The 26,506-nt window shown below is 58.4% G+C and carries 28 protein-coding genes and 9 pseudogenes; 18 read left to right on the top strand and 19 right to left on the bottom strand.

The features are described 5' to 3' along the window. Positions 1 to 222 precede the first annotated feature (222 nt). Both HT585_RS31240 and HT585_RS31235 read left to right on the top strand, forming a co-directional pair. The gene (locus HT585_RS31240; protein WP_176356655.1) at positions 223 to 477 is read left to right on the top strand and encodes a type II toxin-antitoxin system Phd/YefM family antitoxin; all 255 of its coding nucleotides are present in this window, start codon (positions 223 to 225) and stop codon (positions 475 to 477) included. Then, a complete protein-coding gene (locus HT585_RS31235; RefSeq protein ID WP_176356654.1) occupies positions 474 to 896 on the top strand; it encodes a type II toxin-antitoxin system VapC family toxin in 423 nt (140 codons plus the stop codon). The genes HT585_RS31240 and HT585_RS31235 overlap by 4 nt, the downstream gene beginning before the upstream one ends. A gap of 135 nt (positions 897 to 1,031) precedes the next feature. Here HT585_RS31235 and HT585_RS31230 read toward each other — a convergent pair whose 3' ends face one another. Continuing rightward, positions 1,032 to 1,931 (bottom strand): LysR family transcriptional regulator, encoded by a 900-nt coding sequence (locus tag HT585_RS31230; RefSeq protein ID WP_176356653.1) that lies wholly within the window; start codon positions 1,929 to 1,931, stop codon positions 1,032 to 1,034. 138 nt (positions 1,932 to 2,069) lie between these two features. Between HT585_RS31230 and HT585_RS31225 the strand changes: the two genes are divergently transcribed. Together HT585_RS31225 and HT585_RS31220 are read left to right on the top strand one after the other, a co-directional pair. Continuing rightward, positions 2,070 to 2,399 (top strand): nuclear transport factor 2 family protein, encoded by a 330-nt coding sequence (locus tag HT585_RS31225; protein WP_176356652.1) that lies wholly within the window; start codon positions 2,070 to 2,072, stop codon positions 2,397 to 2,399. Then, on the top strand, positions 2,396 to 3,175 hold the full coding sequence (locus tag HT585_RS31220; protein WP_176356651.1) for an SDR family oxidoreductase: 780 nt from the start codon (positions 2,396 to 2,398) through the stop codon (positions 3,173 to 3,175). Before HT585_RS31225 ends, HT585_RS31220 begins: the two co-directional genes overlap by 4 nt. Before the next feature lie 28 nt (positions 3,176 to 3,203). On the opposite strand, the gene HT585_RS31215 is transcribed toward HT585_RS31220, so the two are convergent. Next, positions 3,204 to 3,671 (bottom strand): MarR family winged helix-turn-helix transcriptional regulator, encoded by a 468-nt coding sequence (locus HT585_RS31215; protein WP_176356650.1) that lies wholly within the window; start codon positions 3,669 to 3,671, stop codon positions 3,204 to 3,206. Between the two features lie 144 nt (positions 3,672 to 3,815). Between HT585_RS31215 and HT585_RS31210 the strand changes: the two genes are divergently transcribed. Further along, complete coding sequence (locus tag HT585_RS31210; protein WP_176356649.1) at positions 3,816 to 4,613, top strand: alpha/beta fold hydrolase; 798 nt, start codon at positions 3,816 to 3,818, stop codon at positions 4,611 to 4,613. A gap of 191 nt (positions 4,614 to 4,804) precedes the next feature. Beyond that, entirely contained in the window at positions 4,805 to 6,436 is a 1,632-nt protein-coding gene (locus HT585_RS31205; protein WP_176356648.1) for a GMC family oxidoreductase N-terminal domain-containing protein, read from the top strand. Between the two features lie 751 nt (positions 6,437 to 7,187). Here the strand turns inward: HT585_RS31205 and HT585_RS31200 are convergent. Further along, on the bottom strand, positions 7,188 to 7,901 hold the full coding sequence (locus tag HT585_RS31200; protein WP_176356647.1) for a helix-turn-helix transcriptional regulator: 714 nt from the start codon (positions 7,899 to 7,901) through the stop codon (positions 7,188 to 7,190). 100 nt (positions 7,902 to 8,001) lie between these two features. On the opposite strand from HT585_RS31200, the gene HT585_RS31195 reads away from it, so the two are divergent. Continuing rightward, positions 8,002 to 8,754, top strand: a complete 753-nt coding sequence (locus HT585_RS31195) for a VOC family protein (RefSeq protein WP_343214122.1) — start codon at positions 8,002 to 8,004, stop codon at positions 8,752 to 8,754. Positions 8,755 to 8,801: 47 nt separating this feature from the next. Then, a complete protein-coding gene (locus HT585_RS31190; protein ID WP_176356646.1) occupies positions 8,802 to 9,626 on the top strand; it encodes an SDR family oxidoreductase in 825 nt (274 codons plus the stop codon). A 545-nt stretch (positions 9,627 to 10,171) separates the two neighbouring features. On the opposite strand, the gene HT585_RS31185 is transcribed toward HT585_RS31190, so the two are convergent. The 4 genes from HT585_RS31185 to HT585_RS31170 are packed head-to-tail and all read right to left on the bottom strand — an operon-like array spanning position 10,172 to position 11,341. Further along, the gene (locus HT585_RS31185; protein ID WP_176356645.1) at positions 10,172 to 10,612 is read right to left on the bottom strand and encodes a type II toxin-antitoxin system HicB family antitoxin; all 441 of its coding nucleotides are present in this window, start codon (positions 10,610 to 10,612) and stop codon (positions 10,172 to 10,174) included. Between the two features lie 5 nt (positions 10,613 to 10,617). Next, the gene (locus tag HT585_RS31180) at positions 10,618 to 10,806 is read right to left on the bottom strand and encodes a type II toxin-antitoxin system HicA family toxin (protein WP_176356658.1); all 189 of its coding nucleotides are present in this window, start codon (positions 10,804 to 10,806) and stop codon (positions 10,618 to 10,620) included. After that, entirely contained in the window at positions 10,793 to 11,062 is a 270-nt protein-coding gene (locus tag HT585_RS32025) for a HipA N-terminal domain-containing protein (protein WP_343214121.1), read from the bottom strand. Before HT585_RS32025 ends, HT585_RS31180 begins: the two co-directional genes overlap by 14 nt. 12 nt (positions 11,063 to 11,074) lie before the next feature. Further along, positions 11,075 to 11,341 (bottom strand): helix-turn-helix domain-containing protein, encoded by a 267-nt coding sequence (locus HT585_RS31170; RefSeq protein ID WP_176356644.1) that lies wholly within the window; start codon positions 11,339 to 11,341, stop codon positions 11,075 to 11,077. 552 nt (positions 11,342 to 11,893) lie between these two features. Between HT585_RS31170 and HT585_RS31165 the strand changes: the two are divergent. Next, a pseudogene (locus tag HT585_RS31165) lies at positions 11,894 to 12,382 on the top strand (IS6 family transposase); the annotation flags it as partial. A 382-nt stretch (positions 12,383 to 12,764) separates the two neighbouring features. Here HT585_RS31165 and HT585_RS31160 read toward each other — a convergent pair. The 4 genes from HT585_RS31160 to HT585_RS31145 form a co-directional block, all read right to left on the bottom strand. Beyond that, the gene (locus tag HT585_RS31160) at positions 12,765 to 13,082 is read right to left on the bottom strand and encodes a hypothetical protein (RefSeq protein ID WP_281410716.1); all 318 of its coding nucleotides are present in this window, start codon (positions 13,080 to 13,082) and stop codon (positions 12,765 to 12,767) included. A gap of 155 nt (positions 13,083 to 13,237) precedes the next feature. Continuing rightward, on the bottom strand, positions 13,238 to 13,678 hold the full coding sequence (locus HT585_RS31155) for a LysR family transcriptional regulator (protein ID WP_210270641.1): 441 nt from the start codon (positions 13,676 to 13,678) through the stop codon (positions 13,238 to 13,240). A gap of 24 nt (positions 13,679 to 13,702) precedes the next feature. Then, positions 13,703 to 14,086: a PIN domain-containing protein gene (locus HT585_RS31150; protein ID WP_176356642.1), complete on the bottom strand. Its 384-nt coding sequence runs from the start codon at positions 14,084 to 14,086 to the stop codon at positions 13,703 to 13,705. Then, positions 14,083 to 14,283 carry a type II toxin-antitoxin system VapB family antitoxin gene (locus tag HT585_RS31145; protein ID WP_176356641.1) on the bottom strand — a complete coding sequence of 67 codons (201 nt, stop codon included), beginning with the start codon at positions 14,281 to 14,283 and terminating at the stop codon, positions 14,083 to 14,085. Before HT585_RS31145 ends, HT585_RS31150 begins: the two co-directional genes overlap by 4 nt. Positions 14,284 to 14,682: 399 nt before the next feature. Here HT585_RS31145 and HT585_RS31140 point away from each other — a divergent pair. Together HT585_RS31140 and HT585_RS31135 are read left to right on the top strand one after the other, a co-directional pair. Next, positions 14,683 to 14,978, top strand: a pseudogene (locus HT585_RS31140) (type II toxin-antitoxin system TacA family antitoxin). Then, a pseudogene (locus HT585_RS31135) lies at positions 14,975 to 15,250 on the top strand (GNAT family N-acetyltransferase); the annotation flags it as partial. The pseudogenes HT585_RS31140 and HT585_RS31135, both read left to right, overlap by 4 nt. A gap of 142 nt (positions 15,251 to 15,392) precedes the next feature. Here HT585_RS31135 and istB read toward each other — a convergent pair. Next, positions 15,393 to 16,127, bottom strand: coding sequence for an IS21-like element helper ATPase IstB (gene istB, locus HT585_RS31130; protein WP_176356640.1), 735 nt, complete (start codon positions 16,125 to 16,127; stop codon positions 15,393 to 15,395). Between the two features lie 5 nt (positions 16,128 to 16,132). Further along, positions 16,133 to 17,626 (bottom strand): annotated as a pseudogene (gene istA, locus HT585_RS31125) (IS21 family transposase); the annotation flags it as partial. 110 nt (positions 17,627 to 17,736) lie between these two features. Here istA and HT585_RS32020 point away from each other — a divergent pair. Beyond that, a pseudogene (locus HT585_RS32020) lies at positions 17,737 to 17,874 on the top strand (GNAT family N-acetyltransferase); the annotation flags it as partial. A gap of 151 nt (positions 17,875 to 18,025) precedes the next feature. Here HT585_RS32020 and HT585_RS32015 read toward each other — a convergent pair. The 3 genes and pseudogenes from HT585_RS32015 to HT585_RS31630 form a co-directional block, all read right to left on the bottom strand. Then, a pseudogene (locus HT585_RS32015) lies at positions 18,026 to 18,301 on the bottom strand (hypothetical protein); the annotation flags it as partial. A gap of 20 nt (positions 18,302 to 18,321) precedes the next feature. Next, positions 18,322 to 20,097 (bottom strand): adenylate/guanylate cyclase domain-containing protein, encoded by a 1,776-nt coding sequence (locus tag HT585_RS31120; protein WP_176356638.1) that lies wholly within the window; start codon positions 20,095 to 20,097, stop codon positions 18,322 to 18,324. A 73-nt stretch (positions 20,098 to 20,170) separates the two neighbouring features. After that, positions 20,171 to 20,359 (bottom strand): hypothetical protein, encoded by a 189-nt coding sequence (locus tag HT585_RS31630; RefSeq protein WP_210270645.1) that lies wholly within the window; start codon positions 20,357 to 20,359, stop codon positions 20,171 to 20,173. Positions 20,360 to 20,423: 64 nt separating this feature from the next. On the opposite strand from HT585_RS31630, the gene HT585_RS32010 reads away from it, so the two are divergent. Both HT585_RS32010 and HT585_RS31110 read left to right on the top strand, forming a co-directional pair. Beyond that, on the top strand, positions 20,424 to 20,609 hold the full coding sequence (locus HT585_RS32010; RefSeq protein ID WP_246708026.1) for a zincin-like metallopeptidase domain-containing protein: 186 nt from the start codon (positions 20,424 to 20,426) through the stop codon (positions 20,607 to 20,609). A 534-nt stretch (positions 20,610 to 21,143) separates the two neighbouring features. Next, a complete protein-coding gene (locus tag HT585_RS31110; RefSeq protein WP_176356657.1) occupies positions 21,144 to 22,070 on the top strand; it encodes a nucleotidyltransferase and HEPN domain-containing protein in 927 nt (308 codons plus the stop codon). A gap of 133 nt (positions 22,071 to 22,203) precedes the next feature. Here the strand turns inward: HT585_RS31110 and HT585_RS31105 are convergent, their stop codons facing one another. Then, positions 22,204 to 22,365 (bottom strand): hypothetical protein, encoded by a 162-nt coding sequence (locus HT585_RS31105; protein WP_176356637.1) that lies wholly within the window; start codon positions 22,363 to 22,365, stop codon positions 22,204 to 22,206. 176 nt (positions 22,366 to 22,541) lie between these two features. Between HT585_RS31105 and HT585_RS32345 the strand changes: the two genes are divergently transcribed. Next, the gene (locus tag HT585_RS32345) at positions 22,542 to 23,204 is read left to right on the top strand and encodes a BA14K family protein (protein WP_176356636.1); all 663 of its coding nucleotides are present in this window, start codon (positions 22,542 to 22,544) and stop codon (positions 23,202 to 23,204) included. A 52-nt stretch (positions 23,205 to 23,256) separates the two neighbouring features. On the opposite strand, the gene HT585_RS31095 is transcribed toward HT585_RS32345, so the two are convergent. Further along, positions 23,257 to 23,886 (bottom strand): hypothetical protein, encoded by a 630-nt coding sequence (locus HT585_RS31095; RefSeq protein ID WP_176356635.1) that lies wholly within the window; start codon positions 23,884 to 23,886, stop codon positions 23,257 to 23,259. Between the two features lie 505 nt (positions 23,887 to 24,391). Between HT585_RS31095 and HT585_RS31090 the strand changes: the two genes are divergently transcribed. Both HT585_RS31090 and HT585_RS31085 read left to right on the top strand, forming a co-directional pair. After that, positions 24,392 to 24,850 (top strand): MgtC/SapB family protein, encoded by a 459-nt coding sequence (locus tag HT585_RS31090; RefSeq protein ID WP_234903027.1) that lies wholly within the window; start codon positions 24,392 to 24,394, stop codon positions 24,848 to 24,850. A 246-nt stretch (positions 24,851 to 25,096) separates the two neighbouring features. Beyond that, positions 25,097 to 25,309, top strand: a pseudogene (locus HT585_RS31085) (response regulator); the annotation flags it as partial. 96 nt (positions 25,310 to 25,405) lie between these two features. On the opposite strand, the pseudogene HT585_RS31080 reads toward HT585_RS31085, so the two are convergent. After that, positions 25,406 to 25,785: pseudogene (locus HT585_RS31080) on the bottom strand (tripartite tricarboxylate transporter permease); the annotation flags it as partial. 566 nt (positions 25,786 to 26,351) lie between these two features. On the opposite strand from HT585_RS31080, the pseudogene HT585_RS32000 reads away from it, so the two are divergent. Further along, positions 26,352 to 26,506 (top strand): annotated as a pseudogene (locus tag HT585_RS32000) (succinate-semialdehyde dehydrogenase (NADP(+))); the annotation flags it as partial.

Raw genomic sequence — 26,506 nt, 5'->3', positions numbered from 1 at the left:
GCGTCGGAACATGCCAAAATCTCCAAGGTGAAGCCATTGAAATCATTGGCATGTCGCACTTGAGAATAGAATGTACCGTCTGGGCCAAGCAGATCGCATAATGTATCGACTGGGACGGACGCTTCCGTTTCAGTTAGCGCTTAGCGCTCAGGCGTTTACTCGACTTGCAATTCCGTCCTTCAATGTTATATGTAGGTAATTACCTACATGGAGGTGCGCCTCATGAGCATCACGACCCTTTCCAGCCGAGAACTGAATCATGACGTCAGCAGCGCCAAGAAGGCGGCAAAAAGCGGCCCGGTTATCATCACAGACCGCGGCAAGCCTTCGCATGTCCTCATGACCTATGATGAATTCGAGCGCTTGAGCGGCAAGCACCGTAGCCTTATCGAGGCTCTCGCTATGCCGGGTCTCTCGGCAATCGATCTCGAGCTGCGCCGAGTTGAGATCAGACCTCGCGAAGTGGACTTTTCTTGAAGTACTTGCTGGATACCAACGTTATCTCGGAACTACGCAAGGTCGGCGACGGCAAAGCTGATGCCAATGTCGTAGCGTGGATTGGTGCAGAAGATGCGGCTCGCTTCTTCATCTCGGCCATCACAGTTCTTGAATTGGAGCGAGGAGTGCTAAGCGTGCAGCGCCGGGATGCCGCGCAAGGCGCGCGGCTGCGCTCTTGGCTCGACGGCCAGGTTCGACCCGAGTTCGCAGGTCGCATTCTGACGGTCGATGATACGGTTGCGACTCGTTGTGCGCACTTGCATGTTCCCGACAGGCGCAACGAAGCAGACGCCTTGATTGCCGCGACTGCTTTGGTCCACGACATGGTAATCGTGACTCGCAATGTCAGGGATTTCGAAGGCACCGGTGTTGTAGTTGTCGATCCATGGCAAGGCTGACGATCGTCTCAGCCGCCATACTACCTCCGAACTCAGTCCGCTTCAGTTCGAATGCTTTCAAGGCGCTAGTAATGGCCGCAATGCACGCCGGTCCTAAGTATGTGATCTCGCGCACGGTGCCACAATATACCGAGGCTATCCCCCATTTGCAAAATCGCGGGCAGCCTGAATGAACGCACTGAAGGCAGCCGGCGGGTTCTTCCTGCCAGGGTAGTACAGCGCTAGCGGGGCCAATGAGGGTGTCCAGTCCTCGAGAACGCGCACCAGTCTCCCCGCCGCAATGTCATCACGCACATCCGCTTCCATGACGTATCCGAGCCCAACCCCATTCTGAGCCGCTATCCTGACCAAGCTTGACTCGTCGAGGGTGATCGAGCCTTGCACATCGATCTGAACAGCGTTCCCATCCTTTTCAAATTTCCACCGAAACAAGGCGTTGTTGGGCAGGCGGGCACGAATACAGCGAAACCGGTACAGGTCGGCTGGTACGGTTGGCATGCCATGAATGCGCAGGAAGTCTGGTGATGCGACAACGGCATTACTTCGCTTGGTACCGAGTGGCACAGCGATCATGTCGGTCGGCACCAGATCGGCCGGCCTCAAGCCCAGGTCGAAGCCCGCCGCAACGATGTCAACGATCCGTCCCTCCGTGACCAGATCGATATGTACCTGAGGGTAGCGCTGCATGAACGACAATATGAGCGGTTCCATCACCTCTCGGGCCGCCGTCGCGAAGGCATTGATGCGCAATGTGCCTGCCGGAGTTTTCTGAAGAGATTGGACGGTGAGCATAGCATCGTGGATGTCCATCATTGCCGGTCCAACCCGCTCGGCAAAGGTTTTTCCCGCGTCGGTGAGCGAGACGCTACGCGTTGTACGGTTGAACAGGCGAACGCCGAGACGCTGCTCAAGCTTTGCAACGGCATTGCTTAATGCTGTGGTGGACATGCCGAGCTCGAGCGCGGCAGCCCGAAACGAGCCGAGGCGCGCGATGCTGAGGACGGCGTCCAGATCGATAAGTACAGAGCGCGTCATTATCCCTCTTTTCGCAATTCCTCATCCTCTTTTATCCTAGTTATGGTGTCAACCAAGTCGTCTTAGATTACCGTCATCGACCTCTTGAGGGGGCCGCGCCCTCAGCTGGCAGAGGCTGGACCAGGATTGGAGGAACCAATGACAATCAATCTACCCAAGGCCATCGACGCGTATTTCGAGGCCGACCGGACACGCAGCCCGGATGCGATCGCTGCCACATTCACCGAGAACGGCATCGTTAAAGATAAAGGCCTCACGCACCGAGGCCGTGATGCCATCCGCGCATGGATGGCTGATGAAGCTCAGAAATACAGCTACACGGTGGAACCCTTCCTCATCGCCACCGCAAACGGGAAAACCCAGGTAACGGCCCATGCCGTCGGCGACTTCCCGGGCAGCCCCATTGATCTGCGCTTCTTGTTCGCCCTCGCGAACGACAAGGTCGCCGAACTGGAGATCACCGTATGACACCGTTCCTCACCTTGCAGGGCCGTCGCGCCCTCATCACTGGCGGCACTTCGGGGGGCGGCGCTGCAACCGTGGCGCTGTTCAAGGAGCTCGGCGCCAGCGTAATGACCACCGCTCGTAAGAAGCCTGCCGACTTCTCCGGAGCGGCATTCGTCGAAGCCGACCTGACCACCACGGCGGGGGTTAAGACCGTCGTCGACGCGGTGCAGAGAGAGCTCGGCGGCCTCGATATCCTTGTAAACATGCTGGGCGGCTCTTCGGCCCCGTCAGGCGGCTTCGCCGCGCTCACCGATGATGAATGGGAGAAAGAGTTCAACCTCAACTTCTTCCCTGCAGTCAGACTGGATCGAGCTCTCATCCCCGGGATGATCGCTCAGGGAAGCGGTGTCGTCATCCACGTTACGTCGATCCAGAGAAACCTTCCGCTACCCGAGGCGACGACCGGCTATGCTTCGGCTAAGGGGGCGCTCAACACTTACAGCAAGAGCATCTCTAAGGAGGTTTCTCCGAAGGGTGTCCGAGTGGTGCGGGTCTCTCCAGGTTGGATCGCCGATCCGGGGGCTAACGGTCTCGCGCTGCGCATTGCCGCGGAAGCCGGCATCGAGTACGACGCCGCAGTCCAGGTGATCATGAATTCGCTCGGCGGCATACCGCTTGGGCGACCGGCCAAACCGGACGAGGTCGCCGATCTGATCGCATTCCTTGCATCGGATCGAGCAGGATCGATTACGGGAACCGAGCATGTCATCGACGGCGGGACCGTCCCGACCGCTTGATCGCTCAGGCCAATTCACTCATTGCAGGTCAGGCGGGTGCGTCCCACCCGCCGATCTGCGAGTAGATCGCGTCCCGAAGATGCCGTATGTCTTGGTTCAAGGCAGCGAGTTCCGGTGGTGTCTGCGTCGAGGCTGCCAGCAAGGTATCGCTGAGGCAGCCTGCCCGGTGCTGCAACGCACGACCCTGATCTGTCAGCGCCACCAGAACCTGCCTTTCGTTGTTCAGGTTGCGCGTCCGACTTAAGTGTCCTGCTGCTTCAAGACGCTTCAAAAGCGGTGTGAGCGTGCTGGATTCGAGAGCAAGCTGGTCGGCGATGGACACCACCGTTTGCTCGTCCTGTGCCCAGAGAACATTCAGGACGAGATATTGTGGATAGGTCAGCCCCAGCTCGTCAAGCAGGGGCTTGTATGCGCGCTGGATAGCGATGCCGGCAGTGTAAATCGCATAGCACAGCTGGTCGCGCAGGGGCGGGGGATCGTTATGGCGTTGGGTCATTCTGAACTCCTGTAGACATCAATATAATTGAACTTATCACGAAAACCAATATCGCGATAAGAATCTTGTTGACGTAGATCTGAAGATATGAAAACTTATAGTTATCGCGATAACAGTTATCGAACATTGCAAAGGGAGAGCGCCATGACACGCAAGTCCATCACAACCATTTCCGCAATCGCTGCTGCAGCTTCACTATTGGTTGCTCTGCCGGCGGCGAATGCTGCCGATACGATTCCGAAAGATCAAACCGTGAAAAATGTCGTTCTGGTTCACGGCGCCTTTGCCGACGGTTCCGGTTGGAGGGGCGTTTACGACAATCTGACTAAACGCGGATATCGCGTCACCATCGTGCAGAACCCGCTGACGTCGCTTGCAGACGATGTCGCCGCCACCAAGCGTGCGCTTGAGCGGCAGGACGGTCCGGTCATTCTCGTCGGACATTCCTGGGGCGGAACTGTCATCACGGAAGCGGGCATCGATCCGAAGGTTGCGGGCCTCGTCTATGTCTCCGCTCTCTCCCCTGATGCCGGCGAGACAACGGCTCAGCAGTACGAAGGATTTGCGCCTGCGACCGAGTTTGTCATCGAGACCACGAAGGATGGTTTCGGCTATGTCAGCCCGGAAAAATTCAAGGCCGGTTTTGCGCATGACGTAAGCGATGCCGAAGCCGCGTTCATGAGCGCTTCGCAGGTTCCGATCAACATGTCGGCGTTCGGCACCAAGCTCGAAAATGCAGCCTGGCGCATCAAGCCCAGCTGGGCCGTTATCGCCACCGAGGATAAGGCCTTCGACCAGGCTATGCTGATCCATATGGCTGAGCGCATCAATGCCAAGATCACCAAGGTGTCGGCAAGCCACGCCCTCTTCATGACGCAGCCGGCGGTCATCGCCGACACCATTGATCAGGCGGCCAAGACAGCGTCGGCCAAAAAGCAATGATCGACTTCGCGCTATCGGGACGGTCGAGCGCCCTCCCGATAGCGCTGATAAAATTATCTTAAATGGTTCGGCACGGCAGAAGTGAGATCGGCGGCGCGCCGGATCCCTGACCCAAATACATGGGCTTTTTCTCGCCTCTCGCGTCCCAGACTTCAGCAAATTCATCTCAATCAATTCACGGAGGACCTCACGTGAACCTGAATGCCCATGACAAAAATGTACCTAAAAATATGTCTTTCCCTTACGACATGGTCGGCGCTGTTTTCGACTTTATCGTGTGTGGCGCCGGGTCCAGCGGCTCGGTTGCCGCAGCACGACTGGCAGAGGATGGCAACGCCAGCGTTCTCCTGCTGGAGGCAGGTGGCGATGATCAATCCCAAATGGTATCGAACCCTGCGCAATGGCCGCTCAATCTTGGATCGAGCCGCGACTGGGGATTCGTCGGACAAGCGACGCCTGGTCTGGATGGCCGGCGGCTTCCTCTCAGCATGGGCAAGGGACTTGGCGGCGGTTCGAGCATCAACGTCATGGTGTGGGCAAGAGGTCACAAGGCGGATTGGGACTACTTCGCCGCCGAGGCCGGCGATGACGCCTGGGGGTATGAGTCCGTCCTCGGCTACTATCGCCGGATCGAAGATTGGCAGGGCGCTCCGGACGTACTTCGACGCGGAACAGGCGGGCCCGTCTATGTGGCGCAGCCTTTGTCTCCCCAGCCGATAGCGCAAGCCTTGTTGAGCGCTGCGTCAGCCATGGGCGTTCCGCTCTTCGATTCAACCAACGGCGAGATGATGGAAGCCCCGGGGGGCGCGTCGATTGCTGAACTGCGCATCCGGGATGGCAAGCGGGAGTCGGTATTCGATTCCTACGTCCGCCCGCTGCTGCCACGCCCGAACCTGACCGTGATGGCCGATGCGCTGGTCACGCGTCTCATTCTCGATGGCACGCGGGTGAGAGGCGTGGAGGCTATGATTGACGGTCAGCGGCGCCGGTTTATGGCGCACTGCGAAACGGTGCTCTCACTCGGTGCGGTCCATACGCCGAAGGTCCTTATGCAGTCCGGTATCGGCCCGGAGGACGAGCTGCAGCCGCATGGCATTCCCGTCGTACAGCGCCTGCCAGGCGTCGGTCGCAATCATCAGGATCACCTCGCCTTCGGCTGTACCTGGGCCTACCGCAAACCGGAAGCCGTTGGCGGTAGCGGCTGCGAGGCAAACATCTACTGGAAGAGTGACGCGCGTCTGTCCAGCCCGGACATCCTTCAATGTCAGTTGGAGTTCGCGGTGCCTTCTCCGGCCGAAACAGGTCTCGCAACGCCGGAGTACGGTTGGACGATGTTCAATGGTCTTGCGCAGCCGAAAAGTCGCGGACGGTTGCGGCTTTCTGGTCCCAACGCAGACGATTCCATCTTGATCGAACCGAACTCACTCAGCGAGCCGCAGGACATGGCTGCCGCGTTGGCCGCGGTCGAGTTGTGCCGCGAAATCGGTAACGGCGATGGCTTCAAACCTCTGGTGACAGGCGAAACAGCTCCAGGTGCGCGCGACAAAGCAGGAATGATTGATTTTATCCGACGCTCGGCCGTCACTTACTGGCATCAAACCTCCACCGCCAAGATGGGACGCGACAACATGTCGGTCGTCGACAATGAGCTCAAGGTCTATGGCATCGAGGGTCTTCGCATTGCGGACGCCTCGATTATGCCGCGGATCACGACCGGCAACACGATGGCGCCCTGTGTTGTCATCGGTGAACGGGCGGCCGATCTGATCGCAAAGTCACATGGACTGAGCGCTCAGCGCGAACTCGTCGTTCCGTCTGTCTGATCCTGACAGTCAGGACTTAGCGCTCTATTTTTCAACGCGCCAGTGGGCTACACTCGTCACAGCCGGATTGCTGATCTTGCGTCGAGGTTCATGGAAGAACATGCTGGGAAAGGGGTATCAAGCCGGGCTGCTATCGGGGTGAGTTCGTTGCCCGGAGACGCGACTTTCGACGTGTCGATCGTCGCGGCTGCTGATCGCTAGTCTCCGCTTCTGGTCGGGCGGCCACTTGACCGATATCTAAGTTCCAGCTGACGTTGCCGAAAAGGTCAGCACGTTTGCTGCCGCTCACTCCTCCTCCGTGATCCACGGGTCAGTCCGTCACGCGTCGATCTTGTTGGGAAAGGAGGTCCTGTGCACTGGCCTGTCGACGGCTTGTTGCCAAAACGTTCACCTTTCGGGCCAAAAATATCGTATAATGTCTCGGCTGGAACCGCTGAAGCAGACCGCGGCGACCAGCCGCGGGCCTTTACCATTGAAAAGAGTTGGCGGCCAAATGGCCTGCAGATCAGCGGGGCAGTTGCAACCCCGCTCGCGGCAGCGCGTCCGCGGGTTCGACGACCAGGGCGTGTGCAGCTCTGTTCATCTTGTGAAGGCGCCTCGAAATCGATCTGCGGTTTTGGGCGCAAGTTCGAGCTTTTGGAGTTCGGCAAGCATCGGAGAAGCGCGGCAGATTTCCCGCGCAACAAATCGCGCCGAAGGTCCGCGGCCAGCCGATCGATGATGCGGCTGCGATGATCTCAGCTTGATGCCATCAATGCATCCCCACTGTCGTCCAATCGCCGTTGCGAATGCCTATGTGCGTCTGCCAAAGGCGACGTAAAGCGTCGCCCTTACCCTGAAATCGTTCATTGGCGAGTGAACAAGACTGAACTCGATCCGTCCGGAAACGACGGAACGCGCTCCTCAACTCGCACCACGCAACGATCATATGGGCTTCGACGTCGTAGGCTAGCGCTATGGGCATAATCAGTCTGGAGGTCACCTCACCTGCGGCGTCCGAATAGTTGAGGAACAGCTTTCGTTCCTCGCGAATGGCCTGCCGGACGGTGCTCACATCCACACCCTTGACCGGTGATGGACCGTGCGGTGTCGCGTAAAGGCTGTCGGTAACGAGCGGACCACAAACAGCCTTTGGGATAACATCCTTAATCTTCTCCAAAATCGTTGCAGCTGCGACGTTCAAGCCCACGTCACCCGTCCGCTGCAGGAGGCACAGAGCAACGATCAGAGCTTCAACCTCGTCGATGGTAAACATGAGCGGCGGCAAGTCGAATCCCGGCTCGATCATGTAGCCGACCCCCGCTTCGCCCCTAATCGGCACGCCCATCGCCTGAAGCGATACAACATCGCGGTATATCGTCCGCTTGCAGACTTCGAGTTGCTCCGCAAGCCGCGACGCAGTGCGCGGACGCTGGGCCCCTCGCAAGGCCTGGACAAGTTCAAAAAGGCGGCTCGTTCTTCTCATTTCAGACCCCCTAACAAATTTCACATGGGACTGCTGACAGGGTCATGTCAGCAGTCAGCGTCTATCTAATGTCTGCTCGTTTCAGCGTGGAGAATTGCTGGTGATCGCAAATTGTCACAGCCGCCATCACCTCATCAAGGCGGAGCAGTTTAACCCGCTCACCCGCGTTGTAGACGGCGAATGCGACCTCTTCGCCGGGAACGTGGCCGCCACGAATGTCGTCTTCGGATGCTCGGTCCTGGGCCACCTTCTCGAGCTCCGTGCCCTCCGCACAATCCCCAACACGATTCCACCGAAAGGAATAAGAATGACCATCTTGCCCGCTCGACCTGCCGGTTCGAACACCGTCAATCCGTTCATCATGACTGACGACGCGAGTGCGCTGATCGCGTTCGTCACCGACGTTTTTGGCGCCGTCAATGTGCCTGAGGCGCTAACCGTGGATGCCGACGGACTGATCCTGCACTCCGAGTTGCTCATCGGCGACTCGATGATCACGATTGCAGACCGCAAACCCGACTGGCCCTTCACGCCTGCATTTACACGTGTCTATGTCGACGACGTCTTGGCGACGCTCGCACGGGCGGAGCAACTGGGTGCCCGCATCGTTACGCGGCCGACAGAGTTCTTCGGGGACGTCTTCTCGCGTTTCCAAGATCCTCAAGGCAACCTGTGGTGGGTCTACCGTCATAATCCCGCGGCCGAAACGCAAGACTGGGGGCAGCTGGATGCGGCAGCAGACGCGGATAACAGCTGGGAGTCGTTCACAAGCCCCGAGTTGGAATACATCCACTCAACCCTCGTCGACGCAATGGCTGCACTCAAGGACCCACGGGCGTCATCTAGCTCGTAGAACCCTATACATCGCACCAGTCAGACACCACCGATAGGACACCGAACATGCGCATTCTCGTCACCGGAGCAACCGGCAACGTAGGACGACACCTCGTCAACCAGCTCCATGAAGCGGGCCACGAAGTCCGTGCACTCACTCGCAACCCGGCAAATGCTGGGTTGCCCCCCGGAGTCGAAGCGGTCGCAGGCGACCTGAGTGACATTGGCACGCTCGGAGGTGCTTTCCGCGGCGTTGACGCCGTCCACCTGATCACCTTCGGAGGCGGCGGTCACGGCGACCTCACAAATGGTGCCGAAATCGTGGCCCTCGCCGAACGCAGCGGCGTCCGGCGCGCGACCGTGTTGGGCGGCTGGTCCCCGACGAGTATCGAAAGCGCGCTCAAGTCCAGCAGCCTCGCCTGGACAATCCTGCAACCCAGGGAGTTCATGGGCAACGCCCTGGAATGGGCGAGCGAGATTCGCGCCAGCGGCACTGTGTCGATGCTTGCCGCCTTCCGCAGTGCGGTCGTTCACGAGGCTGACATCGCTAGCGTCGGCATCTGCGCGTTAACCGAAGACGGGCACGGTGGACGGAGTTACCTGCTGACCGGGCCGGAAGCGCTGACCCCGGAGGACCGAACCCGGATACTCGCAAACGCCACCGGCCAGGACATCACCTTTGTGAAGCTCACCGAAGACGGCGAACGCGGAAGGTTGCGAGGCTACGGCTACGACGAAGATTATGTGGAGTTCGGCATCCAGCTAGCGGCCAACCCGCCCGACGAGGCTGGCGTCGTGCTGCCTGCCGTCGAAACTATCACGGGGTTTCCCGCGCGTACCTTCGCCCTCTGGGCTCAGGAGAACGCCGAACAGTTTCGCGCCGCACACTGAGGCATCCGCTGGGTGCTCACGGAGTCTGACCGATGACGCAGGTGAGCGAGCGGCACCCCCCTCCCTCGGGAGCCGCACCCGAATTGGCCCGCTAATTGCGGACACCCGCATAGTGCATCGGCCCGCTAAAACCCAAAGCGTATGACTGCGTCAAGGCAACCGGCCACCTCGCCATCGCCGAGGTCCATCACGGATGGCGGGTGAGCATTGATGCGCGACGCATGCCGTAGAAATCTCCGGCATCCGTGTCGGCTTAGATGGAAAAGGCTATGCGATTGGGTTCGACCGCCATAGCTTCACTACCTACGACAGCGGGAAAGTGGCCTATGCGCTGGAGTTGCTTGGCACCAGCTATTATGATTTTGTCGGCAGCAGCATTAGCTTCTCGTTGACAGGTCCCTCTTGGCGAAGAAAACTGGATCAACCGGATCTCTCGATCCAGGGCAGCGGTTAAAGGCGAAATAGAGCGTCTCAAATCGAGGGCCGTGCGATCAACATCATCAGCGTTTTGTAAAGGGTGAGGGAGGGCATTGACAGAGTTCCGTTCAAGCTCCTAGCCGCGCCTCTGCATAAACATCGTTGTGATCGTCGTTTGCGTGGCCGATCTCATGCTTGGCGGCCCGAACCAGGAAGCCCGAGCGGGTCAGTCCGTGCGCTTCGGCGAATGCATCGATCGCCTTTAGGACGTCTTCCGGGAGGGTAATATTTACGCGAACCACTCTTTTGGCTTCAGCCTTGACGCCAACGAGAATTGCAACACCGTCCTGGTTCTCCGCGTCTGCCATTACCGCTTCCAGTGTGGAAGGTTCGGGAATTGCTTCGCCATCTTCGGCTAGACCTTCAATGTGTAAGGCCAAGGCTTCTTCGGCCATAGCGCGCGCATCGTCGAGGTCGATTCCGGCGGTGATCAGGCCAGGAAAGTCGGGAAAGGACACGCCGTAATCACTGTCGGCATCCTTATGGATCAATCCGATATAATTCCGCATGTTCATTACCTCAGCTTGAGTCCGGCTTGTTTCTCGATGCTCCTCAACGTTCCGATCGGGATCTCCCTTTTCGGATGTGGAACAGTGACGCGGCCAGGTTTCTCGGGATGCTTGAATTGAACATGGCTGCCCTTGGTGGCAACTTCGTACCAGCCATCCTTTCGCAGGGCCGCAATGATATCACCGCTCTTCATTTCCAGGATAATACACACGAATGTGTATTCCCGCAAGTCCGAAGCCTCGGCGACAGTGTCCCACTTGATCCGGAAGAAGATTGGCAAGCCAGGGCATGACCTGCTCAGCACCGTAGATGCCGAACCGCAAAGGCATGGTGAGTGAGATCGGGAAGGCCGAGGCGCGATGCTCCCAGATTGGCTCATAGGCGAGCGAAATCCCATCGCGGTCGATGAGATTGGCAACGGGCGAGGTCTCGTAGAAGATCGTGGTCACGGCGACGCCTGATCAGGAGAAACGGGGCAAGTAGCCGAGATCGTCATCGGCTTCCGTGGCAGGAGGTGGCGCGGCGGTTTTCAGGTCGCCGAGATCGATACCGACCGTTCGGGCCGCGATGAGGGATTTCTCGAGTTGGCAGCTGGGCTTGCCGTTCTCCAAGTCGACGATGAAGCGTTCACCGGTCCCGCAGCGTTCCGCAAGCTGGGTCTGCGTCCAGCCCTGCTTTTTCCTGTGTTCTCGAACACGTGCGCCGAACTCCGCGGCTGAACGGATCATGATACGCTCTCCCTATGTTGAGCTTACCGTACAGGAAGAATCTTTCAGAAACCATGAAAACTTACCGAAGGGGAAGGAATCGCATTCTATCCGGGAAATCCTCCGATCGGGAAGACTAAAATCGCGAACTTGATCGCCATTGAACTTTTGGTAAGCTGACGATGGATGGAGGCGAGACAAGTTGCTCGCCTCGAGTTTTATACGAACTCGTCGGCGAAACGTCCAATTGGCGCTCGTACCGTTCAAAGAACGTTGGAGCCGCGCAGCATCAGTCAGGCCACGCAAGCAGCAAGACATAAGCGCACCCGCAGACGACCAGTTCGGTGCCGCCTGCAGCGATGGTCTCAGCCAAACCGCGTGCATCCGCCATGAACCTGATCGTAAGCTCGATGATTGCCGTCGCTGATCAGAAAATGCTGTGCAATCTTTCGAGATTGCCAAGCTGCAGCTCTGGCTGCGTCAGGTGGTAAGATATCCAAGAAATCTGGCCACTACTTGACGTGGGCATCGTAACGTTGAGCGGGCATTGGTGAAAATGTGGCATCTGACGGCATGACCAGACTCGCGCGTGATCCGCTTTATGGACGTCATCGATTTCCCGCAGAGGTGATTGCCCAAACGGTGTGGCTCTATTTCCGATTTCCCCCAGTCTGCGCATGGTCGAGTATATGCTGGCCGCCCGTGGTGTCATCGTCTCTCACCAAACCGTGAGGCTCTGGGCGGAGAAATTCGGCAGATGCTTTGCCAATGATATCCGGGAGCGATCAGCCGCCAGGCTCGGCGATAAGTGGCCCCTCGATGAAGTTGTCATCGCCATCGGTGGAAAGAAACACTGGCTTTGGCGCGCCGTTGATCAAGACGGCTTTGTTCTTGGCGTGCTGGTTCAAAGCCGCCGCGATGCCAAGGCCGCAGGCGTTTAATGCGAAAGCTTGTGAAAGGCAAAGCCGTTCGCCACGCGTGATGATCACCGACAAGCTTCGATCCTACGGTGCGGCGAAACGTCAAATCATGCCCGGCGTCGAGCATCGTTTGCAAAGAGGCTGCACAAGAATAAGCTCTTAAGCGTCTTGGTTGCTCCCATGCAACTGATCGGGGGGACGGGGTATTTTGGCGGCATCACAGACAACGAGTATTTCGACGTTCTCGAATCCGCCAGCTACTCCGAAGCGCTCACGTCATTTCTGTGAAGTCCGGGGTCGTTTGCGTCTGAGGGACTGCCACGAGACGACGTTCATCAGCGTTGGGTGCAAAGATCGCAGAAGATGTTGCTGGATCGACTCATGGGTTAGGAGCTGCACGTATCATGATGGGTGCTCCACATAAATCCGCTCGCCGGACGCTCCCCGATGTTCTAGTGCCGTGCTTCTTGTGGCCCGCTCACTTCGCGGGCCACAGGTGTATTACGTTTTCCCGGAAAAGGGTTCTAAATGCGCTTAGCAGCCTCGTAGGCGAGGGTGGCCGCCGAGAGGTCGGCCAACGCCGTTCCGACAGCTTTGAAGAGCGTGAAGGAAGCATCGCTCTCGCGGCCAAGGGCGCGGCCAGTCACCAGATCGGAAAGCGTTGCCTTCACGTGATCTTCGCCGATGGCTCCGGTATTCTTTGGTTGGATTAGATCGCCCGCTTCGTGCATGGCTTCGCCTGTGTCTGTATAGACGTCAGACATTGCAACGCAATGGTCGTCGCTCTCGCGCATGGAGGGTGTAAAGGCCCCGATCAAGTCGACGTGAGTGCCCGGGCGCAGTCATTCACCCAGAGCCTCGTCACATTCGGCGTCAGATTGTCCGTGTCGTCAGGTGGCAGAGTAGAGTGGCAAACGGCGAACCTTCAAACGATAAGACCGCTTCAATTTCGTGGCGGCCAGCCATCGTGAACCGAACGTCGGCAGCGTCGCTATGTTCAGCATGCCGCCGCACCCTGGTGGGCAAGCGCCTCCATGGTTGCCGATTCCAGGATTTCGAGCGCCTCACGAACCAGGGCTAGATAAAGTTGACCCGCCTCTGTCAGAACGATGCGCTGGCGAATACGCTCGAACAAGCGTAGCCGCAGGAACAATTCAAGTGACTGTATCTGCTTGCTGACTGCGCTTTGTGTAAGGTTCAGTTCCTCAGCGGCACGTGTAAAGCTCGAATGGCGCGCCGCGGCCTCAAAAATCGTGAGGGACGGGAGCGAAGGCAAAACACGGCGTATGGCTTCTCCGAATGTGTTGCTGACGGTTGGGGACGTTTTGAGGTCCGGACTTCGTGGGAGTGGATGTACCCGTCTGGCGCTGAAGGTCGCATAATGTATCGACCGGAATTTTGCGTCCTGTTGGCTCGACCGGTTGAACAGCAGGCGCAACGGCCATGGCCTGCTATTCAGTGTTCAGTTGCGCGTGTTGGTCGGCGTGTGCAGCGACGCCCCCGCCCTTTCGGCCGCTGCCCGCAAGCGCTTGTCTCTCGTCCACAAAGCCATGCGCTGATCGAGGAGGGCCGAGGTCAGCAACTGGGCATCCGTGTAGCCAATTCCCATGCTAAAAATCGCGTGGTGATCAATCATCATCATGACCTCGTCGTGCGTTGCGACGTGCGCTTCGCGCTGAGCCATCAGGAATTGTATCACGCTGGTGCGATCCCGAAGACTGCCAAGTGCAAGCTCTCCGATCACGGCCGGATGGCAGACGAGACGATCGTCCTCAATAATCCTACGCAGCTCCGCATCGGTGTGCCGGAAATGATCAATCCAAATTGAAGTGTCGGCAAGGATCACTTAGCAGCTGCGCTCCGGCGGCGTGGAGCTGCTTCCGCATCCGGCATAGTTCCACCGAGCGCGATGAGGCGTTTTCCTGACTCCACACGAACAAGCGTCTCCAATGCCTGGCGGACCAGAGCGGCGGTTTCTTTCGTGCCGGTCAGCAACTTAGCCCTTTCCATGAGGGTGTCGTCGAGGTTGATAGTCGATCGCATAGTTCGTTTCCTGATTTGGTGTTACAAATAGCACCGTTTGGTGAAGAAATCTACGCCTGGATTGGCCGTCGGAGTATTGCGAATCCGGAATGCTGACATACTGCGGTACGGGCTCGGACGCGTGAAGCGAATGCGGCTTAGCCAACTACATGCGGCCTCATCGACCGTACAAACCTAAGACTGGGTAGGGGCTTCATCGTCTCGCCCGAGGCGATGTGCCGCCTGCCGTGCTTGCGACCCGTCAGCTTTCGAGCATCTGCCCGGCATCGGCCATGAGATCGCAAGGGTCTTGAAGGAAAGATCAACGCGGCTCAGCACGAGGTGAATTCGTAACGACATCATCTTTACGGGCGTTGTAGAGATGATGTCGTTATTTATTGGAGCAGATAGGAGTTTTCCATGCCCACTTCTCACACACGTAAAGGTCCGGACGCAAGCGTGCCGTTAAATTGCGTATCAAGCCCGCGACACGCAACTTGATCGACCGCGCCGCCGAGTTGCTTGGCAAGACGCGCACGGATTTCATGGTTGAGGCTTCCGAGCGCCGCGCCGAAGAGGTGCTGATTGACCGTTCTGTATTCACGGTCGGCCCAGAAGTCTATGCCGAGTACCTTGCTCGGCTCGATGCGCCCGCGCAACCCAACGAGCGTCTGAAGCGTACCATGTCGACCAAGGCGCCGTGGGACGAGGCGTGACTCTCAGTGCGCCGACACCATTGGCCGACCATCACGAACTGGCCGACTTCAAATCCGGCGTGCCCGAACTGGACGACTGGCTGCGCCGTCGCACGCGTACCAATCAGATAGGGGGTGCATCGCGAACGTTCGTCGTGTGTGTAGAAAACCGCATCATCGCCTATTACGCACTCGCTTCCGGCGCGGTGAAGCAGCCGGAAGCACCTGGCCGTTTTCGGCGCAATATGCCGGATCCAATTCCAGTTGATGTGCTTGGTCGCCTCGCCATTGATGGTGTCAATCGGCGTCCAAAACTGACCCCATATCGGCGTGCAAATTTGACCCCCCATATGCTGTAGATCAGCGCTTGGCCTGCCCGGCGCTGGCCGGGGTTGCAGAGGGTAGGCCGAGTGCGGGTGATGGTCGTCTTCGGCTTCAGCTTTGAGAGCGGTTTTTGAAGCGCCAGGACTCGTTTCCGGTTTCGACGATCTCGCAATGGTGGGTGAGACGGTCGAGAAGCGCCGTCGTCATCTTGGCATCGCCGAACACTGTGGGCCATTCTCCGAACGCCAGGTTCGTGGTGACGATGATCGAGGTGCGCTCGTAGAGCCTACTGATCAGATGGAACAGGAGCTGACCGCCTGCCTGGGCAAATGGCAGATAGCCGAGTTCGTCGAGGATGATGAAGTCGAGGCGGTTGAGATAGTCGGCCGTCCGCCCTTGCTTGCCGCTGCGCGTTTCCGTTTCCAACCGATTGACCAGATCGACGACGTTGAAGAAGCGCCCGCGTGTTCCGTTGCGGATCAGCGCACGGGCAATCGCGATGGCCAGATGGCTCTTCCCGGTTCCCGTGCCGCCGACGAGAACGACATTGCGCTGATCGGCGACGAAGGTGCCGGTCGACAGTTCCCGCACCAGGGATTCATTGACTGGTGTATCGGCGAAGTCGAAGTCGTCGATGTCCTTGGCAAGCGGCAGCTTGGCGATGCTGAGCTGGTAGCGAATGGAGCGTGCCTGCTTCTCGGCGATCTCCGACTGCAGGAGATCGCCGACGATGCGGGGTGGCTCGTGCTGCCGTTTGATGCCGTTGCCCATGACTTCGTCGTAAGCGCTGCGCATTCCATAGAGCTTCAGCGTGCTCATCAGTTCGAGAACCTGCGTGCGTTCCATCAGCTTGCCCTCCTGAGCCTGTCATAGCGGGCGCAGTCGGCAACCGGCTCATGGGTTAGCCGTAGCGCATCCGGGGTTTGCAGGGTTGCGGCCGGAGCCGGATCACGGCTGCGGGCCAGAATGTTGAGGATCACCGATGCCGAACAGACGCCGTGATCCAAAGCCTCTTGGCATGCAGCCTCGACGGCCGCGAGACCGTCGGGGGGGACGCATCCTAGAATGGTGATCATTTGCCGATCACCGTCATGGACACTCTTCAGCCGCCGGCGCACTTTCTCCATCGCTGCGGGCAAGACCCATTCCCGGAACGGCGAACCGTTGCGCAAAGCACCAGGTTTACGAGCCAGAACAGGGACATAATGCCAGGGATCGTAGATCGTCTCGCCACGGCCAAAGCAACGAGGATGCTCACCGACGTTCACGCCATCCTGTCTGACGACGATCTTCTCGGCATAGGCATGAACCTCGACAGGGCGGCCGACAGCCGTAGAGAGGACAGAGTATTTGTTGTTGTCGAAGCGGACCGTGCAGGTCTTCGACACCGAGGCCGGGACGCAGTGGAAACCGTCGAACGGCCCGACGTAATGCACGAGGCTGCCGCGCTCCTCCTCGAACATTTGCCAGATCATCCGCTCGGTCTGCTCGGGATGGCGGTGCGCCTTGGCATAGGCGATGCACTTATCGAGTAGCCAGACGTTCAGCTCTTCCAGGCTTTTGACCCGCAGGCGTGGGGTGAAGAAGCGTTCGCGCACGAGACCAACCTGGTTCTCGACCTGTCCCTTCTCCCAACCGGATGCGGGCGTGCAGGCAACGGGATGAACGAGATAATGGCTGCACATCTGCAGGAAGCGGCGATTGTATTGCCGCTCCTTGCCGACGAACACGGCCTCGACCGCGGTCTTCATGTTATCGTAGATGCCGCGCGTGCAGGTGCCACGGAAGAAGGCAAAAGCCTTGTCATGCGCATCGAAGACCATCTCCTGGCTCTCGCGCATATAGGCCCGGACGAACATCATCCGGCTGTGGCAGAGCCGGACATGGGCGACCTTGACGGTCGTCGTCACACCGTTGATCAGAATGATCTCGTGGCTCCAGTCGAACTGGTAGGCCTCACCCGGCGCGTAATAGAGGGGTACGTAGGCTTCCGCCGTCACCGCTCCCCGGTTCTTCGCCCAGGTCTTGGCGTATCGCCGGATCGCGTCATAACTGCCATCGTAACCGAGCGCCCGGACCTCCTCGTAAATCCGGATCAGCGTCAGCCGTTCTCGCGACGGCTTGCCCTCATTGGTTGTCAGAAACCGCTCGATCTCGGCCTTCCACGCTCCGATTCTTGGCAGCGGTTGCCGCTCTCGTCCATAGGTAAAATCGGTCTCGTCGGAACGCAGAATCTTGCGAACCGTGTTACGCGACACGTGGAGTTCCCGGACGATCTTCTTCACCGACCAGCCTTGCACATGGAAGGCACGTCGAACACGCGCAATCGTATCCACTCGCTTCAACTCCCGCTCCATCCGCCGCCAAAAGCCGGATGGTCAGATGAAATCTGAGGGGGGTCAAAATTGGACGCCGATTACCCCGCCAAGGGGGTCAAATTTGCATGCCGAAACACATTGATGGAGCCCATCAGGGACGTGGAATCGGTAGAGCTTTGGTTCGCGACGCAGGTTTACGCCTACTCAACGCTGCAGAAATCCTGGGCATCCGCGGCGTGCTGGTGCATGCAATTTCCGATGACGCGCTGAACTTCTAACTGCAGCTTGGAACCATTTTGATCACGCGCATGCGTCAGCGCATGCGCGTTTCTGGTGCGTGTTCGCGCTCTATGCTCGTAGGATCGCATAATGTATCGAGCGGAACGTTAGCGATCGTTTCGCTCAACGCTCAAGCCCAGAAAGCCGGTCGAGAGCCTCGTACAGGTCCTGGAGGTTGGTGAGAGCCAGGCGGAACGGCTCCCCAAAGAATGAAGCGTTCGCATTCTTTAAGCCGTTGGAGGGGATCAGAACTTCTTGGCCCATCTCGCTCGCTCCTGAAATCAAAAAATCGCCTAGGGTTCTTCTGGCGGGGACCGAGATGGAGGCTGAGGCGAAGCATGAGGAAGGACCGGCGGCTTCAGCGGTTGGTCGGGGATAGCGATGCTCGTCCGGCATCCGCCTGATGATTTCGTCGGTGCTTTTGTGCTGGTAGTGCGACGCGATTAATCTTCGATACGACGCTTCTCTCCCGGGGGAAGCCCATGCTCGATCAGCCTGTCGAGGTAGTCGCAGTAAGGCCTGCCTTCATAGAATGGGTGGGCCGCCTCTCGGACGTATTCCGCATTCAGGTTTGGAAACTTCTTCAAAGCATCAGAGATCCACATCTTTACTTCATCGGTCTTGCCCGACTTGAGGGCGAGCAACGCTGCCCCAATGAATGGATAGTAGGTTGTGCGTTCGAAGGTCGCGCCTTCCCGGAGATGCATCCGGGCCGTTGAGAGGTCATCGGGCTCGCCTCTCAGCATCAAGCCAATACCGAGTAGTGTCTTGAACGCAAACGTAGACGGATCGTGAGGACTGAGATCGATGGCATTTTTTGCAGCTCTAATCGTCGTATCGGCGTCCCTGAGCCGCACGGCTGCCATTCCATGTGCGAAGTGAAGAAACGCGTAGTTGCGATTTAATGCAAGGCCCTGTTCAGCGACAGGCATGGCCTCAGCCGCTCGCCCGGCAACCGTAAGAAGGAGCGACATCATCGCGTATGCGATATCGCTCCGCCTGTCGATTTCCAATGCCTTCGTGGCGAACGATAATCCTTCCTTGACAGCGGCAGGTACGTCAGCGGCACGTCCCCAAAGGACGAGTGCGTATCGGTGGCGAGCTAAATAGGCGTAGGGAAGTGCGAAATTCGGATCGTGTTCGAGCGCTTGTCGAAGGAATTTCTCGGCAGTGGCTTGAGAGCCTGCTTCGAAGGAAAGCAATTCAGCAAGGCCGCGGTGACAAAGTTCCCAAGCAGTAAGGTTGTCGGTCGATTTGGCGAGGGCGAGGCCCCGTTCGTGCGCTCCCAGTTCTGGTTCGATGCCGGCGATAATTCGGCGCGTTATCTCATCCTGCACATCAAAAAAATCGGCGATCGGACGATCCCACCGCTCGGCCCAGATGTGTGCTCCGGACAGCGCGTCGATTAGCTGTACCGTGATCCTCAACCGATCACCTGACCGCCGTACCGATCCTTCCACGACATAGCGCACACCAAGTTCTCGGGCGATCTTGCGTACGTCCTTGGCTGTTCCCTTGTAGGCGAAAGTCGAGTTGCGAGCGATCACGAACAACCATCGAAAGCGACCTAGTTCCGTGATGACGTCTTCGACCAGTCCGTCGACGAAGAAGTCCTGATCGGGCGTGGCAGAAAAATTCTGAAATGGGAGAACCGCGATCGAAGCCCGTTCCTGCCCAGAGAGCCGAACCGGGCTCGGCGCCGTGCCGTCCACCTCGACCTGCCACACGTCAATCGGTTCGGGGATATTCTTAACGGACTGCGGCCCGAGCCACGTCATCCCAGCCTCTATCTTGCCTCGCACATGATCGTAGATTGCACGAGATATGCAGATGCCTCCTTCGGGTGCGATGGTTTCCAAACGCGCAGTGATGTTGACGCAGTCGCCGAGGATGTCGTCCCCATCGATCACCACGTCTCCCAGATGAAGACCGATCCGGAAACGCAGACGTCGGTCGTCCCCTTGAGGAGACTCGCGCGAGATCAAGGTACGCTGCATTAGAAGCGCCGTTCTTACGGCCAACACTGGCGATGGAAAATCGACTAGAAGCCCGTCGCCCATTGTTTTGACGATGCGGCCACCACCTTCCACAATCGCCGGGTCAATCACATAGGTTCGCGCATCGCGCAGCCGCGAAATGGTGCCTTCCTCGTCCGCCGCCATAAGACGAGAATAGCCGACCAAATCGGCAGCCATTATTGTGGTAAGGCGACGTTCCACGCTTTCCCCTCCGCCAATGGAAATACAGTATCGCCTGATAAGCAAATGCGAAAGCGCTCCTGAACCGCGCCAATCAGTTGTCGGTTTTAGAAATAATGTCCATCCGGTAGAAGGCCGCTCCCGACTTGTGACCTGAGTCGTTGCAACTCCATTCGCTCGCCAGTTGCCCGAGAATGGCGACGAGCGGATCGGGGCAGCGGACCGGTTCTTCGCCAATCTTGGCGCCGACTTCCGCCACGCCGGCAACAAGGCGCTTTATCATCCCGGCGTTTGTGTCGACCGAGGCGAACGCAACGACGCTCGGACACGAATGCATTCACTGGACGATGAACAGCACGAGGCTTGATCGCAATCTCGGCCGCGAGAAGTGGGGCGATGAAGGCTATGCCAGGGAAGAGCTGGTCGCCGAACTCGGAAGCGTGTTCCTTGCTGCCGATCTCGGCCTTGCGATCGAGCCGCGTGAGGATGACGCCGCCCACATCGCCTCATGGTTCCTGCAAAAGCTCAAATGAAGACGTGGAATACCGTGGGGCCGTTTAAGCGGCAGAGTGGCGAGGGATATTCGAGCGCGCCGCCTCGTATCGTTGCACCGAATATCCCCACGGCTGCCACCGTGTGCCAGTCTCTATTCTTCCGTCGCCGTCGGTGCCATCCCCCAAATGAGGGAGGCGACCAAGTTCGGCATCCCGAAAAAAATGCTGCCCGCAGCTGGGCCGCGGGCGGAGACACCGCGACTGCGGTGGGACGGACACAGACATGAGCCTCATGGCGAAACGGAGCGGATTGCCGGGCCTAGGCTTCCCGGATCCCGGCCTATGGCCGTCGCGATGCTAATCCTCTGAGACGAGGCTTTTAACCGGTCAAGCCGCGCGCGAACGGACTCTGACAGCGTTGCTGTCGCCGCCTGGTACGCTCATCATCGTTGGGACAAGTGGCACGCTCCACAGTCACGCGGTCGGCCGGATTAAACGGCGCGGATCGCAGACGCGCCACCTTTCTTGTTCCCTGTGGTAGACGACGAGTTGCCTTTATCTTATCGGTTGCATATGAAAACGAGCCTGGATCACCTGCCGGAGAGAAAGCAGCGCGAGCTTGCCCGCCTCGTGGAGATCGTCCACGAGGAGTTTGCCGATGCGCTCGAGGGCGGGACGGCCCCCTTCAAGAAGCGCGGTCGGATCCTGAAGATCATTCTGTTCGGTTCGTATGCCCGTGGAACATGGGTGGACGAACCGCACACGATGAAAGGATACCGTTCCGACTATGATATCCTTGTCATCGTTAACACCCGCAAACTTGCCGAGCCGGAATATTGGGACAAGGCGACCGATCGGTTGATGTGGGACAAGGGCGTGTCGACGCCGGTCGGGCTGATCGTCCATGGACGGCGTGAGGTCAACACGTTCCTCACCGAGGGGCAGTATTTCTTCGTCGACATCCTGCGCGAAGGTATCGTGCTTTATGAGCTTGACGACCAGCCGCTGGCGCAACCGAAACGGCTTTCTCCAGCTGACGCGCTCAGAGTGGCAAAGGAGCATTTCCGGAGTCGATTTACAGAAGCCCAGTTGATGCTTGTGACTGGTCGATGGCAAGTTGGTCAGGTCTATGATGCCCCCGAATGGTGCCGTCTTGCTGCATTTAGCCTACATCAGGCCAATGAGCATGCGTATTCGACGGCTCTTCTCACTCTCACCAACCACAGCCCGCCGTCGCACAACCTCAAATTCCTTCGCGGACTTGCAGAAGGTCAGGATCAGCGGCTCGTCGAGGCTTGGCCGCGCGACCAGCACCGCTTTATTGCCTGGTACAATACCCTGAACGAGGCCTATGTGAAGGCGCGCTACGCAAAGCACTTCGAGATCAGCGAGGAGGCACTCGGGTGGCTTCTCGACCGGACCGAGCACCTGCACCGCCTCGTCGAAACCATCTGCCAGGAGCGGCTGGCGGAGTTGGCCAAGGCTGCCAGCGCTAGCTGAGCTTTTTCTCTTCGCGGACTGGTACGGCAGTTAGGTGTTTTGATTCCGTCGACAACATCATGCCTTGCGGTGGGGGGACGGAAGGTGTCCCACATCAACTTTGCTGCGTTGCCTCCGCCTGGCGCCCTCAAGATCACCCCGGATCGAACAGGTCAGCGAATTCCTTGTAGCTGTAATAGACAAGCTTGCCTGCCATGATCGGGCGCTTGCCCGAAACGAACAACAGCTGTGCGCGTGCGGCTATGGGCTTTAAAAACAGATTGAGTTGCCCACGCCAAGTCAAATCCAAACTCAAATCACGTCAGTTCCCTGTGAAGCTTCAGCTAACTCCGCCGCCGGCGCAATTTCGGAAGTGACGTATCGACAAGGGAACCAAAATTCTTAGGAGGTGATCGCCATCAGGGATTTGCTGGGGAACAAAACCCATTTTGTCGGCATTTTAGGTGGCGAAATCATCAGGTTAATGTGTCCATGCGCGAACTACTCACCAGCCTTCTCCTAGCTTCCTGCATGCTACCGATCGCCGCTGGCGGCATGCAGCTATCATCGGAACTTGCCGAATCCAGTGTTCCTGGCTCGCTCATCGATCTTAACGATGAACCCCTCTGGTCGTCCGGGGTGAGGCGGGTAGACCCAAGCCAACAGGCATACGAGCGGCTTCCTGCCACAGGCGTCACGAACAACATGGTGGTCGAAGGCAATCTTACGGAGCGCGTGAAGATAACGGTCGGCGGATTTCCCGACAGAGTACATGCTTCAAACGGGCCGAACGCTAAGCCAGACATCCTCGCCGATCTGCAAGCCGCAAAGACGCGGGAATGGTGCAGCACGCGGTATCGATCTTACGATCCTGACGACAATAGCTACCAGCCTTACGGTGGAGGGCCGAGGCGTACATGCGCAACCCCGATCGAGATGCCGATGGCTCCTGGTCGCCAAGTCGCATACATCGGCAGCGCGAACGAGCCTGACGCGAACGCGCGGTGGTGCAGGGAGCGGTACAGTTCGTATCGGGTCGAGGACAACAGCTACCAGCCGTTTTCGGGGGGAAGGAAGCCGTGCCCGGGGCCGCGGTCCCAGTCGGCCAGTAATTCAGATCGGACCGCTGTTGGTTCTTCGGTGATCCAATTTTAGGGTTCCAATTCAGCCCCAAAGGCCGTAGACCCGATGTTTCCGCGAAGGTGGATCAACGCAGAAAGCCTTCCCGTCCGAATTCTTCCCAATCCGCCAAACTCACGTCGGCCTCGTCGGAAGCCGGATTTGCGCTCGTCGCTGACTTCGGGGCGTTCTTCAACGACCGCGTCAACTTCGCTTTGTAAGCGGCCCTCCGTCGGTTTTCGGCTGCAGCCTCTACATCTTCGTCCCGCCACTGATCAACCAGCCCGCGGTCAAGAAGGTCTTCGACCACCCGCGGATCAAAGACGTGGAAGGTGATCTGCCTTGCCCGTCCTGCGAGCCGCACCGTCCGCGTCCCAGCGCTGAGGAGACGACCGTCGGCGAGCCAACGATGCCTCTCGCCCGGCTTGATTGTCAGGATGTCCTGTATCTCGCGGGGAATCACCGGGAGGTCTTCGATGTCCTTCATTGCGGAGGAAACGATGGTCGCTGCGGCGTCGAACTGCGTCTTGTCATCCGCGGGCATCGACAGCATGAGTTCACCCGCCTCCAGAACGAGCGATTTCTTTGAAGATATGGGAAGCCGCGAACGCATTTCTAACAGGATGCCGTGAGCCCGCACGGATGACCCAAGTGTAGCAGCTGGCGGCAGGGTCCAAGTCCTGAGGAGCTCGATATCATTCTTCTGTTGTTTCGGCATGGCACTTAGATGGGTTCTCGCCCGACAAGTTCAACGCAGCAAAACGGTCCTTTTCTGCGAAATGACGTTATCAGACGGCTGCGCCGCATTGGCTACAAGGATGCGAACCAACAGGCATACGGCGTGTTTTCCACCAAATGCCTGTTGAAGTCCGGCTTACCGTCGTCCCACCAGACGGGACCTCTCTCCCCAAGGGCGATCTTGGCATTGCCGACCCGGCTCCTTGCGACGATCGTCGCTATGCTATCGCCCTTGGCATCGCGAACTGCCCGTCTGGCGGACATGAGCTCCCTGACTAGTCGGTCGCGCTCGTCTGCCGGGAGAGCTGGATCGCTTTTCCGCCAAAGGCGGCCACGAACGACGAAGTATCTACCGTCGGGGGTGTCGGGGTAGTTTTGTCGATCATTAGTTCTCGTCATCTGATCCTACGTTGCCACGCGCCATCCGCTTGATGTGTTTCTCTGCGCCGCTATGTGCTGTCGACAAGAACGAGGGAGGATGGAATTTGATCGATCAGCTTGCCGCAATAGGAGTAACATTCGATGTCATTCCACATCTTGGCGCGCTCGTGGGGGCATATTTACTGGCGCTTCCTATCGGATGGGATCGGGAAAAAGGCGAGAGAAGCGCGGGGTTGCGCACATTCCCACTCGTCGCCATAGCCAGTTGCGGATTTATACAGGCCACCGAAAGCCTGACCACCGGAAACCCGGAAGCCACAGCCCGGATCGTCGAAGGGCTGATCACTGGCATGGGGTTTATCGGAGGCGGAGCTATCCTTGTTGTCAAAGCAAGCGTGCGTGGAACTGCTACAGCAGCGAGCCTTTGGGCGACGGGCGCGATCGGCACTTCCGTCGGTCTCGGCGCTTACGACGTAGCAATCGTCCTCGCAGTCATGACGTTCCTTACCCTTCGTCTCAACGTCAATCTCAAACCGGACGGCCCAGAGACCAAACCGGATTGAGTTGCCTTCATCCGCAGCGGACAACAATTATCGCCGGCCCGTTTTCCTTCTTACGACCGCTCCAGGGACTCTCCCTTTCTTCCGTGTGAGCGCGGGAGGCAAGTATGATGCCTAAGGCGTGGCGTCGATAGCATGGGCGAGCGACGATCGTGGGCATTTTATTAAGTTTGTTGGCAAAGAGTTCAATTTACGGGCGATCGTATTCGTAGGGAACGCGTTGATAGCCAACGAACCTCGGAGGCGAGAATGTTTCAGCGTACCGTCCTAGTCGTAGACGATGAGCCGTTGATCCGGATGACATTGGCGGATTTCCTCGCAGACGAAGGATTTGCAGTGCTCGAGGTAGCGAATGTCCTGGAGGCTGTCGCGGTGCTGGGTCGGCATCGGATCGACGCGCTGATCACTGATGTGGACATGCCCGGCGCGTTGAACGGCTTTGATCTGGCGAAATTGGTTCACAGCTACACAGCAGGTGTCGCCGTGATCGTTACCTCGGGCGGCCATACCGCAGCGGAAATCGACGGACATCGCGTCTCTTTTCATGCGAAGCCCTACCGGATGGATGCCATTCTGGAACATCTGGAAGGCCGACAGCATGACCGCTGCCGTCGCGGAGGTCGGGATGCCGAGTGTGAGCAGCGGCACGAAGACGCCTGCGCCCGCCGCATTGTTGGCGGCTTCGGGCCCCGCCACGCCTTCTATGGCGCCGTGGCCGAATTCTTCGGGATGTTTCGACAGTTTCTTTTCGACGAAGTAGAACAGGAAGGTCGGAATTTCCGCGCCGCCGGCCGGCATGGCGCCGATCGGAAAGCCGATGAGCGCGCCCGTATCCAGGCTTTCCAGGAACGTGCCCAGTCCTGCGCCGTCATCCAGAGAGAGCCTTTGACCGGCGTGATCTCTTCCGGGGTGGAGCGGTGGCGTGATGCAAGGTGCAGGGTGAGGCGAGCTTATCCTTGTTGAGCAACAGGAAGCCATTCCTCGGCGCTAAGAGCGGGTCCCCGGCGCGCCTGCCGGCGGGTTGCGATGAGCCTTGTGGCGGACTTTCCGGCCTCAGAAGCGCCGCCCAGCCATCGGGGTGGGCGGCGAAGATAACGTAGCCTTTCGCCGCTGTATCGGGCACGTGCACGGTGTGGATGTGTTTGATCTGTTCCGTGTGGCAAGCTGGGGGACCGACAGTGCTGATTGCGACTTCGCGTCCACCAGTTGGACCAATTTCAATCCAAGGCCCGTGAGCAAGACCAGTAGTAGATGTTTGCGGTTCCGATGAGGATCAGCAACCGAGAGAGTCGCGACCAAAATGTCTCTGTCGGCCTGTGTTGAAACAGCGTTGTCGGCATTGGCGGGTTCCCCTCCCTGGTAATTGAATGCGCTAAAACAATGCCGCTTTCGGCACGACGGTGCGAGGAGAGATATCTAAAAACTGCTTTCAGTCCTTCTGAAGAAACAGAGCGCCTCACTTGTAGGATGATGGCTGCTGAGTTTGCGCAGCAAAGGAAGACGAATGCTCTTAGATTTCAGAGACCCAACATTGTTTCGCCAGGCAGCCCTTGTCGGCGGCGAGTGGATCGAGGCGGACGCGGCCAATGCGATCGATGTAACCAACCCGGCGACGGGCGAACTTGTCGGGCGCGTGCCGAAGCTTGGAGGCAAAGAGAC

The organism is Ensifer oleiphilus, from assembly GCF_013371465.1.
GTDB lineage: Bacteria > Pseudomonadota > Alphaproteobacteria > Rhizobiales > Rhizobiaceae > Ensifer > Ensifer oleiphilus.
This window is presented reverse-complemented; position numbering and strand designations above follow the sequence as displayed.

Coding starts and splice junctions, on each gene's coding strand:
- HT585_RS31215 (WP_176356650.1), bottom strand. CDS start 3,671: ATGACCCAACGCCATAACGATCCCCCGCCCCTGCGCGACCAGCTGTGC.
- HT585_RS31225 (WP_176356652.1), top strand. CDS start 2,070: ATGACAATCAATCTACCCAAGGCCATCGACGCGTATTTCGAGGCCGAC.
- HT585_RS31190 (WP_176356646.1), top strand. CDS start 8,802: ATGCGCATTCTCGTCACCGGAGCAACCGGCAACGTAGGACGACACCTC.
- HT585_RS32010 (WP_246708026.1), top strand. CDS start 20,424: ATGAACAGCACGAGGCTTGATCGCAATCTCGGCCGCGAGAAGTGGGGC.
- HT585_RS31145 (WP_176356641.1), bottom strand. CDS start 14,283: ATGCGATCGACTATCAACCTCGACGACACCCTCATGGAAAGGGCTAAG.
- HT585_RS31185 (WP_176356645.1), bottom strand. CDS start 10,612: ATGCGGAATTATATCGGATTGATCCATAAGGATGCCGACAGTGATTAC.
- HT585_RS31095 (WP_176356635.1), bottom strand. CDS start 23,886: ATGCCGAAACAACAGAAGAATGATATCGAGCTCCTCAGGACTTGGACC.
- HT585_RS31210 (WP_176356649.1), top strand. CDS start 3,816: ATGACACGCAAGTCCATCACAACCATTTCCGCAATCGCTGCTGCAGCT.
- HT585_RS31200 (WP_176356647.1), bottom strand. CDS start 7,901: ATGAGAAGAACGAGCCGCCTTTTTGAACTTGTCCAGGCCTTGCGAGGG.
- HT585_RS31180 (WP_176356658.1), bottom strand. CDS start 10,806: ATGAAGAGCGGTGATATCATTGCGGCCCTGCGAAAGGATGGCTGGTAC.
- istB (WP_176356640.1), bottom strand. CDS start 16,127: ATGGAACGCACGCAGGTTCTCGAACTGATGAGCACGCTGAAGCTCTAT.
- HT585_RS31170 (WP_176356644.1), bottom strand. CDS start 11,341: ATGATCCGTTCAGCCGCGGAGTTCGGCGCACGTGTTCGAGAACACAGG.
- HT585_RS32345 (WP_176356636.1), top strand. CDS start 22,542: ATGCGCGAACTACTCACCAGCCTTCTCCTAGCTTCCTGCATGCTACCG.
- HT585_RS31110 (WP_176356657.1), top strand. CDS start 21,144: ATGAAAACGAGCCTGGATCACCTGCCGGAGAGAAAGCAGCGCGAGCTT.
- HT585_RS31220 (WP_176356651.1), top strand. CDS start 2,396: ATGACACCGTTCCTCACCTTGCAGGGCCGTCGCGCCCTCATCACTGGC.
- HT585_RS31630 (WP_210270645.1), bottom strand. CDS start 20,359: ATGATAAAGCGCCTTGTTGCCGGCGTGGCGGAAGTCGGCGCCAAGATT.
- HT585_RS31230 (WP_176356653.1), bottom strand. CDS start 1,931: ATGACGCGCTCTGTACTTATCGATCTGGACGCCGTCCTCAGCATCGCG.
- HT585_RS31240 (WP_176356655.1), top strand. CDS start 223: ATGAGCATCACGACCCTTTCCAGCCGAGAACTGAATCATGACGTCAGC.